The organism is Winogradskyella alexanderae (genome assembly GCF_020166335.1).
In the GTDB taxonomy this organism is placed as follows: Bacteria; Bacteroidota; Bacteroidia; order Flavobacteriales; family Flavobacteriaceae; genus Winogradskyella; species Winogradskyella alexanderae.
Window position 1 is genome coordinate 40375 of the sequence record NZ_JAIUJR010000002.1, and the last position, 15233, is coordinate 55607.

The following is a 15233-nucleotide window of genomic DNA, read 5'->3' on the forward strand; positions in this document are numbered from 1 at the left end:
TGAATACCAATAGACCATAAAAAAACCGAAGCTTTTGTGCTTCGGTTTCTCTTTTTGTTATTTTTTATAATTATAAATTGAATAGTGCACCAAAATTAAAGCTTACTCGAGAATTTGTGATTGCATTGCCTTCATTGATTTCAAAAACATCTATAAATCCTGTTTGAAACTCAAGTTCAATGAATAATTTTACGGTTTCACCAGCAACAAACTGATATCCAGCACCATAGGCTAAACCAAAATCAGTGCTTTTGAAGGAATCAGTTAAATCCATTCCAAGAGCAGTATCTTCTACATTTAGTAACAGACCAACATAGGGTCCAAAATTAACATACCAGTTATAATTACTTCCAAAATGAATATTTGCCATAACAGGTATTGTGAGATAACTAAGCTTAAAATCGGTGGTAGTATTTACGTTAGTATCTTCATTAAAAATAAAACCGTCTGCCCAACCTTTATTGTCGTAGATTAATTTTGTTTTTATTCCCCACATTTCGGACAAAAAATATTCACCTGATAATGCTACGTTAGCTGTAAATCTTGGATCTGTTCCATTTTGGCCTGTAATTTCTGATACAGAAACCATACTAAGCCCCACATTTGCTCCCAGTTGAAAATCGCCTTTATCATTTTGAGCATTTAGAGTTAAGCTTAATACAATAAGTACGACTGTAAAAATTACTTTCTTCATAAATAATGTGATTTTTTTATTTAGGGCGCTAATGTAATCCTTTTCTTAATAGATTAAAACATAAGATAACATCGATATTTTTTGAATTATGTAAGTATATTAGAATGAGTAGTTTAGGAAATACAAAAACTCTATTTTTTAATAAGATCAATACGGGTTATGTCGCCCTTTTTTAAGTTGGTCATGGTTTTTATAGTATTAACCCCATCAATGATTTCTATAATGGCAGTGTTAGATCCAATAGATCCTTCTGATATTGAGTGAATGGTGAGTTGTACCTGCTTCGCATCCATATCAACTTCAAGTATTTTTTTATCGGCACTTATACGGTAATTAGATAAAATAGTTTTGCCGTTCTTTTTAATTGTTATTACATCGTCATCTATTTGTCCTCCATCGTAAACAAAAAATTTCACCTTATTTGCCTTTGTTAGTACTGAGGTAGTTTCATTTTTCTTTAGAACATTTAAATTAATCGTATCTAGAAGCTTAGTGTTTTTTAATTTTTGCTTTATACTATCTGGTACACGATTTGATTTTTCCAATCGCTTTGTAAATTTAGTGACTCTTTTATCAATGCGCTCTATTGAATTCATAGCGATCTCGCCACTTATACATTCGGTACCATCATTAAACAACCCTTTAAAAGAACCCATTAATTTGTTCCCTCCAATTTTGAATTTTGTTGGTTCTAAATGTACATTACAGAAATCCGCTTCGGAAAATGTAGATTTTGTATAAATTAATTCCGACTCCTTAAAGGCCAACATATTTTTATTATGATCATAAGTTCCTTCTATTTTAGATTTTGTTTCATGTTCACCACCAAAATCGGTTAAACTATATCCAGAAATTTTTCCCTCGTTTTCAGAAAATTCCAACTTATATGTTATTACAAGTGTATCCTGAATTTTTATAAAACCCAAAAATTTATTTGTCTGTTGTCCATAGGAAAAAAGTAAAAACACAAAAAAAATACTCGTTAAAAAAGTTTTTATCATGGGCTTTGATATTTATAGTTATGAGAAATTAATTGTGGCAAAAATCAAAAAAATAAATGATAGATTTTAAGATAGACGATATAAGTCAGAAATTTTTTATAAATTTCAACAAACTTAAACCATTTTTTTATGAAAATTAAACTATTCTTATCAGCATTAGCGTTAATGCTTTCAATTAGTTCGGCTTACGCTTCTTTTCCTGTACAACGTACGACTGTGCCTGCAACAACAGAACAAACTGTGACAGACTCTGAATTGACTGAGACTGTTGAGTTAACTACACCACTAGCAAGAGCCGCACAACAAAGTCAAGGTATTGCATTGATTTTGTGGTTCTTTTTAGGAGGTTTGGCCGCACACAGATGGTACCTTAAAAGTCCTGTGGGATGGAATATTTTATTTATTCTAACATTAGGTGGTATTGGTATCTGGGCAATTATTGATTTAATAGATATTTTTACAGAGAACTATCCTAATGCAAATTTCAAAAACAAATTCTTTTAGAAATTAATTCTTTTAATGAATTATTAAAAGCACTTTACCCATAACGTAAAGTGTTTTTTTTATTTTTAATAAATGAAATGGTATAACGCCCTTAAAGACTATCAACACTATCTTAAAATTGAGCGTGGTTTATCAAGTAATTCTATTGAAAACTATAGTTACGATATAAAAAAACTCATAAATTATCTTGTAGAAAACACAATCTCAGAAAGCCCAATTTCAATAGATGACACTTTAGTTAAGGAATTTATCTACCACATTTCAAAGTCTTTAAACCCAAGATCTCAGGCACGTCTTATCTCAGGTCTTCGCAATTTTTTCGATTATTTGATTTTTGAAAATTACCGGACCACAAACCCTCTTGATTTAATAGAGTCTCCTAAAATTGGGCGTAAACTTCCCGATACGCTTTCTGTTGAGGATATTGACCTCCTCATAAGCACGATTGATTTGAGCTACCAATACCAAGGTATAAATTTGGGTGAACGCAATCGTGCTATATTAGAAACACTCTATAGTTGTGGTTTGCGTGTAAGCGAGTTAATCAACCTTAAGCTATCTGATTTATTTTTTGATGAAGGTTTTATTAAGGTCACAGGTAAGGGTGACAAACAACGCTTTGTTCCTATTGGTAAAACCACTCAGAATTACATTATGATATGGAAAAGCATAAGAAACCATATCGCCGTTCAACCAAACTCAAAGGACATTCTATTTTTAAACTACAAGGGTAAGAAATTAACACGTGCCATGGTTTTTACAATTATTAAAAAATTGGTTGAAAAATCAGGATTAAAAAAGAATGTATCACCTCATACCTTCAGACATTCCTTTGCCACCCATTTATTAGAGAATGGTGCTGACTTAAGAGCAATACAAATGATGTTAGGTCACGAAAGTATTACCACTACAGAGATATACATGCACGTAGACAGATCGCATCTAAGCGAGGTACTCAATAAATACCATCCTAGAAAATAAAAAGAGCGTTCATTATAATGAACGCCCTGTAATTATTGAAAAATTTACAGTTTTTATTTGGCAATATTTACTGCTCTTGTTTCTCGTATAACCGTAACTTTTACTTGCCCAGGATAAGTCATGTCCGTTTGTATTTTTTGTGAAATCTCAAACGATAAGCTTGACGCTTGATCATCCGAAACCTTTTCGCTTTCTACAATGACCCTAAGTTCTCTACCGGCTTGTATGGCATAGGCTTTCTTAACACCTGTAAACCCAAATGCAACATCTTCGAGGTCTTTTAATCTTTGAATATAAGAATCTAATACTTGACGTCTTGCACCTGGTCTTGCTCCAGAAATAGCATCACAAACTTGGATGATAGGTGACAATAGTGTTGTCATTTCAATCTCGTCGTGGTGGGCACCAATTGCATTGCACACTTCCTTATTCTCACCATATTTCTCAGCCCATTGCATACCCAGTATTGCATGGGGCGTTTCAATATCTGCCTCAGATGACGGTACTTTACCAATATCGTGCAACAATCCTGCTCTTTTGGCCAGTTTTGGGTTCAGGCCTAATTCTGCAGCCATAACACCGCACAATTTTGCTACTTCACGGGAATGCTGTAATAAATTTTGACCATAAGACGAACGATACTTCATTCTACCTACCATTTTTATCAATTCTGGATGAAGGCCATGAATGCCCAAATCAATTACAGTACGCTTACCAACTTCTATAATTTCCTGCTCTATTTGCTTTTGGGTCTTTTTTACCACCTCCTCTATTCTAGCAGGATGTATTCTACCATCAGTCACAAGCTTATGAAGGGATAGCCTGGCAATTTCACGTCTTACAGAATCAAAGCATGACAAAATTATAGCTTCAGGGGTATCGTCTACTATAATTTCTACTCCTGTTGCTGATTCTATCGCTCTAATGTTTCTTCCCTCGCGACCTATAATTCTGCCTTTAACGTCATCAGATTCAATATTAAATACAGAAACGCAATTGTCTATCGCTTCCTCAGTACCAATGCGCTGAATGGTATTAATGATTATTTTCTTGGCTTCCTGTTGTGCAGTTAATTTAGCTTCTTCCAACCTATCTTGGATATAAACCATTGCATCTGTCTTAGCTTCTTCTTTTAAAGACTCTACCAATTGTTCCTTAGCCTCCTCTGCGGAGAGCTGGGAAATTACTTCTAACTGCTTAATTTGGCTTTTATGAGCTTTTTCTAATTCTACTTTTTTCTTCTCCAAAAACTCCATTCTAAAATCGTAGTCTTTTATTTTGCTCTCTAATGATTGGTTGGATTTTTTAGCCTTTGACAATTCGTTTGAAATCTGAGATTCTTTGTCTCTAATGCGCTTTTCTGCCTCAGCCATTTTTTTGTCTCGAGACAAAATTACTTTTTCATGTTCTGCCCTTAACTCAATAAATTTCTCCTTCGCTTGGAGTATTTTGTCTTTTTTTAGTGTCTCTGCGTCGGATTGTGCTTTTTTAATTATGGATTTAGATTCATTTTCTGCATCCTTTATAATTTTGGAAGCTTTTCCCTTTCCGAGGGATTTTGTTATTATTAGGCCTAAAATAAATCCTAATATAACGCCTCCAACAATATATATGATTGTGTTAGTGTCCATGTTAATTGTTTAGTTTAAGTATATAAAAAAAGCCTACATCAGTTTTGGATTTTGTATAAACTCCTTAAAAACAAGTTTAGGGCTAACAAGCTGATCAAAAATCTGTCCAAGATACCAAACACGTTTAGCACTAACAGCACGATTTTACAACTTAAACTCACCCTTTTTAAAGAATTAACGTTGAGTTTATCAAAAAATATAACTAATGTAGGCAGTAACCTTTTTTATTTTAAAGAACGTACGAGTCAGATATGCTCATTTAAAAGTTCATTCAAAGCTTCTAGCTTTTGTTGAACTTCTTCGTTTACATATTCTTTATCTATCGACTTTTGCTCTACTTGAGCAGCAAATTGTAAAGCACACATTGCCAATACGTCTTGCTTATCTCTCACAGAGTAATTTTGCTCAAATTGCCCTATCATTGCCTCTATCTTCTTCGAGGCTTTTCGCAAACCTTCTTCTTGTTTTGGATTTATAGTCAATGGATAAACCCTATTTGCTATAGAAAGTTTAATTTTTAACTGATCTGACATTTAGTCTAATTTACAACTTTATTCGGAGAGTTGACTTATACAATGGTCAATATCTCTTATAAGTGCATTTATTTTGAGCTTTGTTTCTCGTTTATTATCGTCACCACCAAGCATTGAATTTGCCATTTTGAGCGTTTCGTATTTCTCGTTCCAAGAAGCAATTTCCTCTTGTTGTTCCAAGAGTTTTTGTTGTTGCTGTTCAAGTCTCTGTGCTAGCTTTGCATTGGTTTGTTTTAACACCTCTTGTTTGTGCAAAACCTTACTGATTTTATTCTCTAAAGCATCAACAATGTCTTCAATTTTGCTCATTAAAGTAATTCAATACTACAGAAACAAAGTTAACATACCTATCGAAAAAACACAATTCTTTTGCAATTATTTTTCATTGAGATAACAATTGAATTTTAATTGCGTTAGGAAAAATATTACTGTTTTTTGGTTTTGCTATTCCTACTCAAATTAATATTTTAGCCACTACTGAAAACCCAATGAAAAAATTTCTGATTCTCTTTTTTTTGAGCACGACATTGTATTCGCAATCAGAATACCCTCAAGATTATTTTAAGAATCCTTTGGACATAACGCCTGTACTTTCTGGTACTTTTGCCGAATTGCGCTCCTCTCATTTTCATGGTGGTTTAGATATAAAAACACAAGGCAAAGAAGGTCTTAAAGTTTATGCCTCGGCCAGTGGATATGTAAGCAGAATTAAAATTTCACATTACGGTTATGGCAAAGCCATTTACATAACACATCCAAATGGTTATACTACAGTTTACGGTCATTTACAGAAGTTTTCTAAACGATTGGAGGCGTACATAAAAATGTGCCAATATCAGAAAGAGAGTTTTGAAGTAGAGGTTTTTCCTGGGCCAGAAGAGCTCCCTATTGATGCTCAAGAAGTAATTGCCTATTCAGGTAATACTGGTGGCTCTGGTGGGCCACACCTTCATTTTGAGATTAGGGACAACCAAGAGCGACCAATGAATCCTATGCTTTTTGGTATTGACGTTAAAGACACAAAAGCACCGTTTGTAATAGGTGCTTATGCTTATCCAAAAGACGAAAATGCACTAATAAATGGCAAAAACGAAAGAGTTCCTCTGCGTTTAATCCCAAAAAAAAGTGGCGATTATGAAGTTGAAAAAATTACTGCATTAGGTAACATTGGTTTTGGGGTAACGACTTATGACAAGCAAGATTTAGCACCAAATACTAATGGTGTTAGCAATATACAAACATTCTTTAATGGCAATAAGAGCTTAGAAATTGATTTTAAGCGCTTTAGCTTTAGTGAAACCAAGCACATAAAGAGGTTGATTGATTATGAATATTGGAAAACCAAAAAATCTAGAATTCAAAAGTTATTTATTCAACCAAATAATCCTTTGAGCCTGTATAAAGATGCTTACGATAACGGTTATGTTAAAATTGAGGATAGCACCTCATCAGTTTATAAAATCAGAATTAGAGATTACAAGCAAAATGAAACTTGGATTAATATTCCTATTGTGGGCAAACAACAACTGAACAATCAAGTAAGTAATAATGAAATAGAGGGGAAAACACTTATATACAACAATAAAAGTACCACATTGTCTGCTGGGAATTATACTGTTAATTTTTACGAAAACACCGTTTATGAAGACGTTTGGATAGATTTCAGCGTTAGTTCCGATACGCTTAAGCTTCATGAAGACAAAATACCGCTTCAAAAGAACTTTTACATAAATTACGACATCAGCAACTATAAAAAGGCAGACCAAAACAAACTTTTTATCGCAAGACTGTATGGCTATTATAAAAAACCAAGTTATGTGTATACCACCCGTAAAGGAAATACATTAAGTGCTGGCAGTAAAATATTCGGTACCTACACATTAGCAATGGATACTATTGCTCCAACCATTGTGCCAGTAAACTTTCAGGACAAGAAGTGGTTGAGCAAATACCGATACCTAAAAGTCAAAATAGATGATGACCTATCTGGTATTAGTAAATATAGGGCAACTGTTAATGGCAAGTGGATACTCATGGAATATGACTATAAGACTAATTCCCTCGTACATGACTTTAATGACAATGTGGTAAAAGACACCAAAAATGATTTAAAAATAATAGTTACGGATAATGTTGGAAATAGTTCTACATTTGAAGCAACCTTTTTTAGGAAATAATTGATCTAATTGAAACGCACTTGTTTAATAACATTTTTAACATGCTTTTTAGGGCTATTATCATTTGCCCAATCTTCAACTATAAGAGGTGTTATATTAGATGAAAACAACAACCCAATTAGTGAAGTAAATATTAAAGCAAGTTCCGGAGAAGGCACCGCAACCAATAGTAACGGTTTCTACGAATTAAAAATACCTTCTGGACAAGAAATTACAGTTGAGTACTCCCATATTTCACATGAACGCGTTGTACAGAAATTTAATTTAAAAAACGGTCAAGAAATAGAGTTCAACCCTGTAATGAAATTACAGGCTGAACAAATTGCAACTGTTGTTTTAAGAAGCAGTACGAGGCAAAAAGTTGACGGTGTAACCACAATCTCCCCCAAGGTAATTAGAACCATAAAAGGTGCGCAACCTGGTGTTGAAAATATACTAAAGACACTACCTGGCGTAAACATTTCAAACGAGTTAAGCACACAATATTCGGTACGTGGTGGCAATTTTGACGAAAACCTTGTTTACGTAAATGAAATTGAAGTATACAGGCCCTTTCTCATCCGTTCTGGTAATCAGGAAGGACTGAGTTTCGTGAATACTGATTTGGTTGCCAATGTCGATTTCTCAGCAGGTGGATTTCAATCTAAATATGGAGATAAGCTCTCTTCTGTCCTCGACATTACCTATAGAAATCCCGTAAATTTTGGCTTACGTTCTGATCTGAGTTTATTAGGTGGCAGTATTTCAGGAGAAACAGTCTCTAAAGATGGGAAATTCTCTGGTATTGCAGGTGTTAGATACCGAGACAATAGCTTGATCCTAAATAATCTTGAAACAGAAGGTAATGTAGAGCCCGTATTTGCAGATGCACAGACTTATTTAACCTATCGTTTTTCGGACAAATTTCACCTCAATTTTTTAGGAAATATTTCGCTTAACAAGTATAATTTTGAACCCCAAAATCGCCAAACCAATTTTGGTACACTAGAAGAGCCAGTAGCCTTACTTGTTTTTTACGACGGGCAAGAAAACGACGAATACCAGACCTATTTTGGAGCCTTTAAAGCCAATTACTTTGCAAGTGAAGATCTAACGCTAAAACTAATCGGTTCTGCTTATCACACTACAGAACAAGAATTTTTTGACATTTTCGCCCAATATAGACTAGGAGAAGTAAATACTAATATTGGCGATGATGATTTAGGTGAGGTAGAGTTTAGCGAAGGTATAGGAACGCAATTAACACACGCAAGGAATGAACTTGATGCTTTTATTGTAAATATTGAGCATCGAGGTGACTATAGCGTAGATGAGGAAAGCACTGTAGAATGGTCCATTAAATATACAGATGAAGACATTAGAGACCGTTTAGTGGAGTATGAAGTTATTGATTCTGCTGGTTTTTCCATTAGACCTCCCAATTTTAATTTGCCTAACCTACAGCCTTACGAACCATTCTCAGGCCCATTAACTGCTTTTGAAAACATAAGAGCTTTAAACAGGGTAAAAATTCAAAGGATACAGGCATTTGCCCAATATAGTAAGCGTACGACTTGGGGTGAACATGAAGTATTCTATAATGCTGGTTTGAGAGCACACAACTGGAATGTAAGTGGAGAAGGTATAGAAACAACTTCTCAAACTGTCTTTAGTCCAAGGGCCCAGTTTGCAATAAAACCTAATTGGGATAAAGACATGCTTTTTAGAGTTGCCGGAGGATTATACTATCAACCACCTTTTTACAGAGAACTACGCGACTCCTCTGGAGTTGTTCAACCTGATGTTAAAGCGCAAAAATCATTTCATATCGTTTTGGGCAATGAATATAGCTTTCAAATGTGGGATAGGCCATTTAAACTTGTCACAGAAGCATATTACAAAGGATTATCTGATGTTAATCCTTACACTATAGAAAATGTAAGAATTCGATATAGGGCAAAGAATAATGCAACAGCTTATGCCTACGGATTGGATATGCGCCTAAATGGTGAGTTTGTACCTGGTACCGAATCTTGGTTCAGCTTTGGCTATTTAAAAACCGAAGAAAATATTGACAATCGTGGCTTTATTTCCAGACCAACAGATCAGAGATTAAAATTTGGTGCACTGTTTCAAGATTACGTACCAAATATGCCAGATTTAAAAATGTATTTAAATCTCGTTTATAATACTGGTGTTCCTGGTGGTTCTCCAAGCTACGCAGATCCTTACGATTTTCAAATTAGACTGAGAGATTATCGCAGAGCTGACTTAGGAATTTCTTATGAACTTGTTAATCCTGAACGCAGATACAAAAACAACTGGAAAAAGGCGTTCAGACAGTTGTCTATTGGTTTTGAGATTTACAACATGTTTAACAACCAAAACACCATAACCAACACTTGGGTTAGAGATGTTTATAGCAAGCGTCAATTTGCCATCCCTAATTTCCTTACACCTAGAGTATTTAATATAAGATTATCTGCACGTTTATAAATTTTTCTTAGCCTAAATATACAATTACAATATAGTTGTTAGGATTTCGCAAACTCTTTCAGAATATCAATCACATAATCTAATTCGTCCCGAGTGTTATAAACACTAAACGAAAAACGAACCGACGGTTTTTTTAGGTCTTCATCACTTAGAATTGCCGTTAATACATGTGATTGCTTGCCACTACCGCTTTGGCATGCACTTCCTTTAGAACATGCTATTCCTTTTAAGTCGAGTTGAAATTGTAATATTGGCGCTTTTTCTGGTGCAATTGGCAAACACACATTAACAAGTGTATAAGTACTCTTGTCAAAATCTAAACATGCACCATTAAAGGTTACACCGGGAACCTCAGTTTTAAGTTTTTTGATAAAATAGGATTTTAAACCTAAAATGTACTTGGATTCGGTATCAATATTCGCATATGCAATCTTAAGTGCCTCATCCATACCCACAATGTTATGAACAGATTCTGTGCCAGCTCTTACACCTCGCTCTTGTTCCCCTCCAAAAATTATAGGCTTAAGACCAGATTCCTTTCTAACAAAGCAAAATCCAATGCCCTTAGGGCCATGAAATTTGTGTGCGCTTGCAGCCATAAAATCAATAGGGAGCTTTTCTAAATCGAGTTTAAAATGACCGATCGATTGCACAGTATCAGTATGAAAAAGTGCACCATGAGACTGACATAGGGTAGCCACTTTTTCTAAATCAAGCATGGTTCCAATTTCATTATTTATATGCATGAGACTAACAAGTGCCTTATCGCTAGCTTTTAGCAACGTATCCAAATGTGCATAGTCAACCAAACCAATACTATCAATTTCAACAATACTGATCTTTATTCCATACTCATCTTTTAACTGTTCGGCTGTATGCAATACCGCATGATGCTCTATTCTAGATGTAATGATTTCATTTACTCCTAAATCCCTAACGGCGCTTCTCATTGCAAGATTATCAGCCTCTGTACCTCCAGAGGTAAATATTATTTCTTGTGCACTTGCATTAAAATAACTGGCTATGTTTTTTCTGCATTGCTCCAGAAGTACTTTTGATGAACGACCAAAACTGTGTGTTGAAGAAGGATTTCCAAAGTTTTCTTTTAAAACGTTTGTCATTCGCTCAATAACTTCTGGTCTTACTGCTGTTGTTGCTGCGTTATCTAAATAAACGGACTTCATGGTGCAAAAATATTGCAAATAAAATTATTTAAATACTTGAGCGTTATAATTTCGCAAATGATTTATTTTTGTTGAAAATTGAATCTATGATACGTCGTTTTTGTATTGTCTTTATATGTCTAATTTTTTCTGCATGTGATGATGGTGATATACTAAATATATCATTAGATTTTGATGACGAACTAGAGCGCTGTGATAATTTTGAGTCGGTTTACTTACTATACAATACCCGAGAAGATCCCAGTGAAGCACTCATTCTCACACTTCCCAAACCAACATATGACTACCTTTTTACCGAAGTAACACCAGAAGGAGAACCACATAATGTAGAAATTGGACCTGGAACCGGAATCCGTTTTAATTATAGAACATATAGTAATGTTATTGGCAGTAATGTGTTGTGCAATGAATTATCGGACCCAAGTTTAGTTGTAATTGAGGATTACGAAACTGATGGTGGAAACGTAAAAGTTACAGTTACAATTGTAGACGATGATGAAGACGGCATACCAACTGAATTGGAAGACCGAAATGGCGATGGCGACCCAACAAATGACGATTTTGACATGGACGGTATCGCAGATTATTTGGACAAAGACGACGATAATGACAATGTACCTACAATAAATGAGGATATTGATAATGACGGAGACCCAACTAATGACGATACTGATAATGACGGTAGTCCTAATTATTTGGATGTGGACGATGACGGTGACGGCGCATTAACGCGTTTAGAAGACGAGGGCCCAACTCCTAATCCGCTAAACGATTTTGTACCTAATGAAGAAGGTATAAATGTCTTGCGTTATCTATACAATCATCCTAGTGCAAACACTGAATTTGCAGATTTTGGTTTTATTGGCAATTCTTACAAGCGTACAACCACCAGTAATTTTGTTTTAGAAGATATCGGATTGGACATCATAGATGCAACAGTTATTCAATTGGGCAATTATATTATTGAAGATACCATTGAAAATGATTAATTAGGGCTGTAAGTTTTGAAATATCCTAACCTCTGTAGCGCCAAGACCATAGGTTTTATAATCTGCATCATAAAATTCAACATTGTTGTATCGCCTAAATAGCGTTTCTAATTCTTGACGAAGAACGCCTTCGCCTACACCATGTATAAAAACTATTTTTGGGATTCTATTTTCTATTGCGCGTTCTAATTGACGCCTTGCGGTATCTAATTGTAAATTAAGCATATCAAAATTTGTCATGCCCTTAGTAGAATCAGTTAACTGATGTATATGCAAGTCAACAACAATTTTTGGAGCATGCCGCTGTTTTGGTTTTGATACTTGGGATTGTTTTTTTCTTTTTATCGATTTTTCCTTTATAATATTATCTATATCCGCATTGATAACAGAATGTCTTATGCTATTATCAGGTCTGGTAAGCATCAACTCTTCTGTCTGAAATTGAACTTCAAAACCATCCTCATCCTCAATAAAAACTACATTTCCTTCAATTTTTGTAACTGTACCTTTTATGTTATCATCTATTGTCTCAACCGTATCTCCTATTTTAATCTTCATCTTCTGATTTAATAAATGAGTCTTCTTCCTGTTTTTCAAATTTGCTAGGAATATTTCTCGATGTTCTATAAATACCAAACATTAACAAAATAATCCCACCAATCAAGAGGTAAGTGTCTTGTTTTTCTTCAGCCTGAGCGTAAATAGCAATGGCACCTCCAATTGTAATGGCTAGTATGTTTATAATTCTAGAAAAATTCATAATTGCATTAATATTTACACTACAAAAATACAGCCTTAGATTATTTTTAAATCGCTATTGCTAAAAAAGTATATTTCAATTCTTAAATTAGCACCATGTTATTAGCTCTAAATAACGTTGAAGAATATATGCTTCCATGTATGTGGAAAAAAACATTCAATGTAGATTGCATGGGTTGTGGCATGCAACGAGCCATTGCGCTGATCTTAAAAGGTGATTTTGTTGAGGCTTTTTTTATGTATCCGGCAATTTACACACTCATTGCAATGTTTGCTTATCTATTATTTCATCTAAAATTTCATTTTAAAAATGGGCATAAGGTAATTCTTGGCCTATTTATATTAAATATTAGTATTATTGTAATTAGTTTTTTAATCAAGACTCTTTAACCTTTTTAAATCAACTCATATGGAAAAACAAATGTTACCTAACGCAACACTTACCTTAGTAATGGGTATTTTATCTATTGTTGGATGCTGTTGCTATGGCTTACCAGGAATTATTTTTGGTATAGTTGCGATTATTTTAGCGAGTAAGGCTACAAAATTATATAAAGAAGAACCTGAAAACTATCTTGGTTACGGTAATGTACAAGCCGGAAAAATAATGGGTATAATTGGTGTTATCCTCGGAGTATTATTTGCTGCATATATGGCTTGGTTTATTGGTCAAGTGGGTTGGGAAGCCTTACAAGATCCTGAAGCACTTATGAAGAAAATGGAAGAAATGCAAAATCAGTAATTGAAAATAATTAACAATAAAAAAGCGGCTCATTGGCCGCTTTTTTTATGGTTTTAATTCTTATTCTTCGAATTCTTTTAATGTTTTAGTTATGATAGCTACACACTCCAACAATTGATCTTCAGTCATTACCAATGGAGGTGCAAATCTAATAACATTACCATGTGTAGGTTTGGCCAATAGTCCATTATCTCGAAGTCGTAAACAGATATTCCAGGCTGTATCGCTATCCTCCTCATCATTTATTACAATAGCATTTAACAAGCCTCTTCCCCTTACTGAACTTACCACATTGCTATTTTTAATGTATTTGTTCATCTCAGCTCTAAAGACTTTCCCAAGGTAATCTGCATTATCTGCAAGCTTTTCTTCTTTAACAACCTCTAAGGCTGCAATAGCTACTGCAGCTGCAATTGGGTTACCTCCAAACGTACTGCCATGGTTACCTGGACGTATTACATTCATTATTTCATTGCTCGCCATCACAGCAGATACTGGATAAAGCCCACCACTTAAAGCTTTTCCTAAAACTAAAATATCTGGTTTAACATCTGGAGTCCCAGAACAGTCTTTATTTTCGCAAGTACAATTACCACAGGTTGCGAGTAGTCTTCCGGTACGTGCTATACCCGTTTGTACTTCATCTGCAATAAATAAAACATTGTATTTCTCACATAATGCCTTAGCTTCTTTCAAATAATTCTCGCTCGGGACATAAACACCAGCTTCTCCCTGGATTGGCTCGACCAAAAAGCCAGCTATATTTTTATTTGCGCTTAATACTATTTCTAACTCCTTAAGATTGTCGTATTCAACCTTAACAAACCCTTCAGTAAATGGTCCAAAATGCTGTCTCGCAACAGGATCATTAGAAAATGAAATTATTGTTGTAGTCCGGCCGTGAAAATTATTCTTGCAAACCACTATTTGGGCTTTGTTCAAGTCTATGCCCTTAACCTCATAAGCCCATTTTCGGCATAGCTTCAATGCCGTTTCAACAGCTTCCGCTCCGGAATTCATCGGTAGCATTTTATCAAACTTAAAATACTCTGTTGCATACTTTTCATAGCGTCCAAGCATGTCATTATAGAATGCTCTTGAAGTCAAGGTTAAGCGCTGCGCTTGCTCTGTCATCGCTTTAACAATTTTTGGGTGACAGTGTCCTTGGTTTAAAGATGAATAGGCAGAGAGAAAATCAAAATACTTCTTTCCCTCGACATCCCAGACATAAACACCTTCTCCTCTACTTAATACTACTGGTAAGGGATGGTAATTTTGTGCTCCGTATTTGTTTTCTAAAGCCATCGCTTCTTGCGATGAAATGTGGTCTAAAACAGCCATTTTAAATCATATTAAAAGGTTACTATCCAAATTGGTTGGATATCTAAAACAACTATTCCTTATCTACCTTTATCCTTTCGAAGAAGTTCCGAAAATTCAGCGTGGGAAAGAAATCATCCCTAGGAGCTACAAAAATAATAAAAAGTGTCCATATCTTTTAAATAGTATGTGTTTCATCCTGTTAAGAAATCATAAAATGCCACTATATTTGCACTCTAATTT

16 protein-coding genes and 1 other RNA gene are annotated in these 15233 nt (G+C 34.6%); 7 read left to right on the forward strand and 10 right to left on the reverse strand.

Translation table 11 applies throughout. The annotated features are described in order from the left end of the window. Positions 1-70: 70 nt before the first annotated feature. Together LBU54_RS03590 and LBU54_RS03595 are read right to left on the reverse strand one after the other, a co-directional pair. Positions 71-694 (reverse strand): porin family protein, encoded by a 624-nt coding sequence (locus LBU54_RS03590; RefSeq protein WP_224526023.1) that lies wholly within the window; start codon positions 692-694, stop codon positions 71-73. 131 nt (positions 695-825) lie between these two features. Then, positions 826-1695 carry a hypothetical protein gene (locus LBU54_RS03595; protein ID WP_224526025.1) on the reverse strand — a complete coding sequence of 290 codons (870 nt, stop codon included), beginning with the start codon at positions 1693-1695 and terminating at the stop codon, positions 826-828. A 129-nt stretch (positions 1696-1824) separates the two neighbouring features. Between LBU54_RS03595 and LBU54_RS03600 the strand changes: the two genes are divergently transcribed. Both LBU54_RS03600 and xerA read left to right on the forward strand, forming a co-directional pair. Next, positions 1825-2199: a TM2 domain-containing protein gene (locus LBU54_RS03600; RefSeq protein ID WP_224526029.1), complete on the forward strand. Its 375-nt coding sequence runs from the start codon at positions 1825-1827 to the stop codon at positions 2197-2199. Between the two features lie 72 nt (positions 2200-2271). Beyond that, on the forward strand, positions 2272-3180 hold the full coding sequence (xerA, locus tag LBU54_RS03605; RefSeq protein WP_224526032.1) for a site-specific tyrosine recombinase/integron integrase: 909 nt from the start codon (positions 2272-2274) through the stop codon (positions 3178-3180). 53 nt (positions 3181-3233) lie between these two features. On the opposite strand, the gene rny is transcribed toward xerA, so the two are convergent. The 4 genes from rny to LBU54_RS03625 all read right to left on the reverse strand — a co-directional run bounded on the left by rny (position 3234) and on the right by LBU54_RS03625 (position 5653). Further along, on the reverse strand, positions 3234-4811 hold the full coding sequence (rny, locus tag LBU54_RS03610) for a ribonuclease Y (RefSeq protein ID WP_224526037.1): 1578 nt from the start codon (positions 4809-4811) through the stop codon (positions 3234-3236). A gap of 57 nt (positions 4812-4868) precedes the next feature. Further along, positions 4869-4997: non-coding RNA, 6S RNA (gene ssrS / locus LBU54_RS03615), on the reverse strand. A 59-nt stretch (positions 4998-5056) separates the two neighbouring features. Further along, positions 5057-5344 carry a cell division protein ZapA gene (locus LBU54_RS03620; RefSeq protein ID WP_224526039.1) on the reverse strand — a complete coding sequence of 96 codons (288 nt, stop codon included), beginning with the start codon at positions 5342-5344 and terminating at the stop codon, positions 5057-5059. A gap of 18 nt (positions 5345-5362) precedes the next feature. Beyond that, the gene (locus LBU54_RS03625) at positions 5363-5653 is read right to left on the reverse strand and encodes a hypothetical protein (RefSeq protein ID WP_224526042.1); all 291 of its coding nucleotides are present in this window, start codon (positions 5651-5653) and stop codon (positions 5363-5365) included. Positions 5654-5832: 179 nt separating this feature from the next. Between LBU54_RS03625 and LBU54_RS03630 the strand changes: the two genes are divergently transcribed. Then, on the forward strand, positions 5833-7521 hold the full coding sequence (locus LBU54_RS03630) for a M23 family metallopeptidase (protein WP_224526045.1): 1689 nt from the start codon (positions 5833-5835) through the stop codon (positions 7519-7521). 9 nt (positions 7522-7530) lie between these two features. After that, on the forward strand, positions 7531-9996 hold the full coding sequence (locus LBU54_RS03635; RefSeq protein ID WP_224526049.1) for a TonB-dependent receptor: 2466 nt from the start codon (positions 7531-7533) through the stop codon (positions 9994-9996). A gap of 38 nt (positions 9997-10034) precedes the next feature. On the opposite strand, the gene LBU54_RS03640 is transcribed toward LBU54_RS03635, so the two are convergent. After that, on the reverse strand, positions 10035-11180 hold the full coding sequence (locus LBU54_RS03640; RefSeq protein WP_224526051.1) for a cysteine desulfurase family protein: 1146 nt from the start codon (positions 11178-11180) through the stop codon (positions 10035-10037). An 86-nt stretch (positions 11181-11266) separates the two neighbouring features. Here LBU54_RS03640 and LBU54_RS03645 point away from each other — a divergent pair, with 86 nt between their 5' ends. Next, positions 11267-12169: a hypothetical protein gene (locus tag LBU54_RS03645; RefSeq protein ID WP_224526054.1), complete on the forward strand. Its 903-nt coding sequence runs from the start codon at positions 11267-11269 to the stop codon at positions 12167-12169. Here the strand turns inward: LBU54_RS03645 and LBU54_RS03650 are convergent, their stop codons facing one another. Beyond that, positions 12170-12727, reverse strand: coding sequence for a Smr/MutS family protein (locus LBU54_RS03650; protein WP_224526056.1), 558 nt, complete (start codon positions 12725-12727; stop codon positions 12170-12172). Beyond that, positions 12717-12929, reverse strand: coding sequence for a hypothetical protein (locus tag LBU54_RS03655; RefSeq protein WP_224526058.1), 213 nt, complete (start codon positions 12927-12929; stop codon positions 12717-12719). The genes LBU54_RS03650 and LBU54_RS03655 overlap by 11 nt, the downstream gene beginning before the upstream one ends. Before the next feature lie 95 nt (positions 12930-13024). Here LBU54_RS03655 and LBU54_RS03660 point away from each other — a divergent pair, with 95 nt between their 5' ends. Together LBU54_RS03660 and LBU54_RS03665 are read left to right on the forward strand one after the other, a co-directional pair. Further along, complete coding sequence (locus tag LBU54_RS03660) at positions 13025-13318, forward strand: DUF2752 domain-containing protein (protein ID WP_224526066.1); 294 nt, start codon at positions 13025-13027, stop codon at positions 13316-13318. Positions 13319-13337: 19 nt separating this feature from the next. After that, positions 13338-13670, forward strand: coding sequence for a CCC motif membrane protein (locus tag LBU54_RS03665; protein ID WP_224526067.1), 333 nt, complete (start codon positions 13338-13340; stop codon positions 13668-13670). A gap of 60 nt (positions 13671-13730) precedes the next feature. On the opposite strand, the gene rocD is transcribed toward LBU54_RS03665, so the two are convergent. Next, positions 13731-15011, reverse strand: coding sequence for an ornithine--oxo-acid transaminase (rocD, locus tag LBU54_RS03670; RefSeq protein ID WP_224526068.1), 1281 nt, complete (start codon positions 15009-15011; stop codon positions 13731-13733). Positions 15012-15233 lie beyond the last annotated feature (222 nt).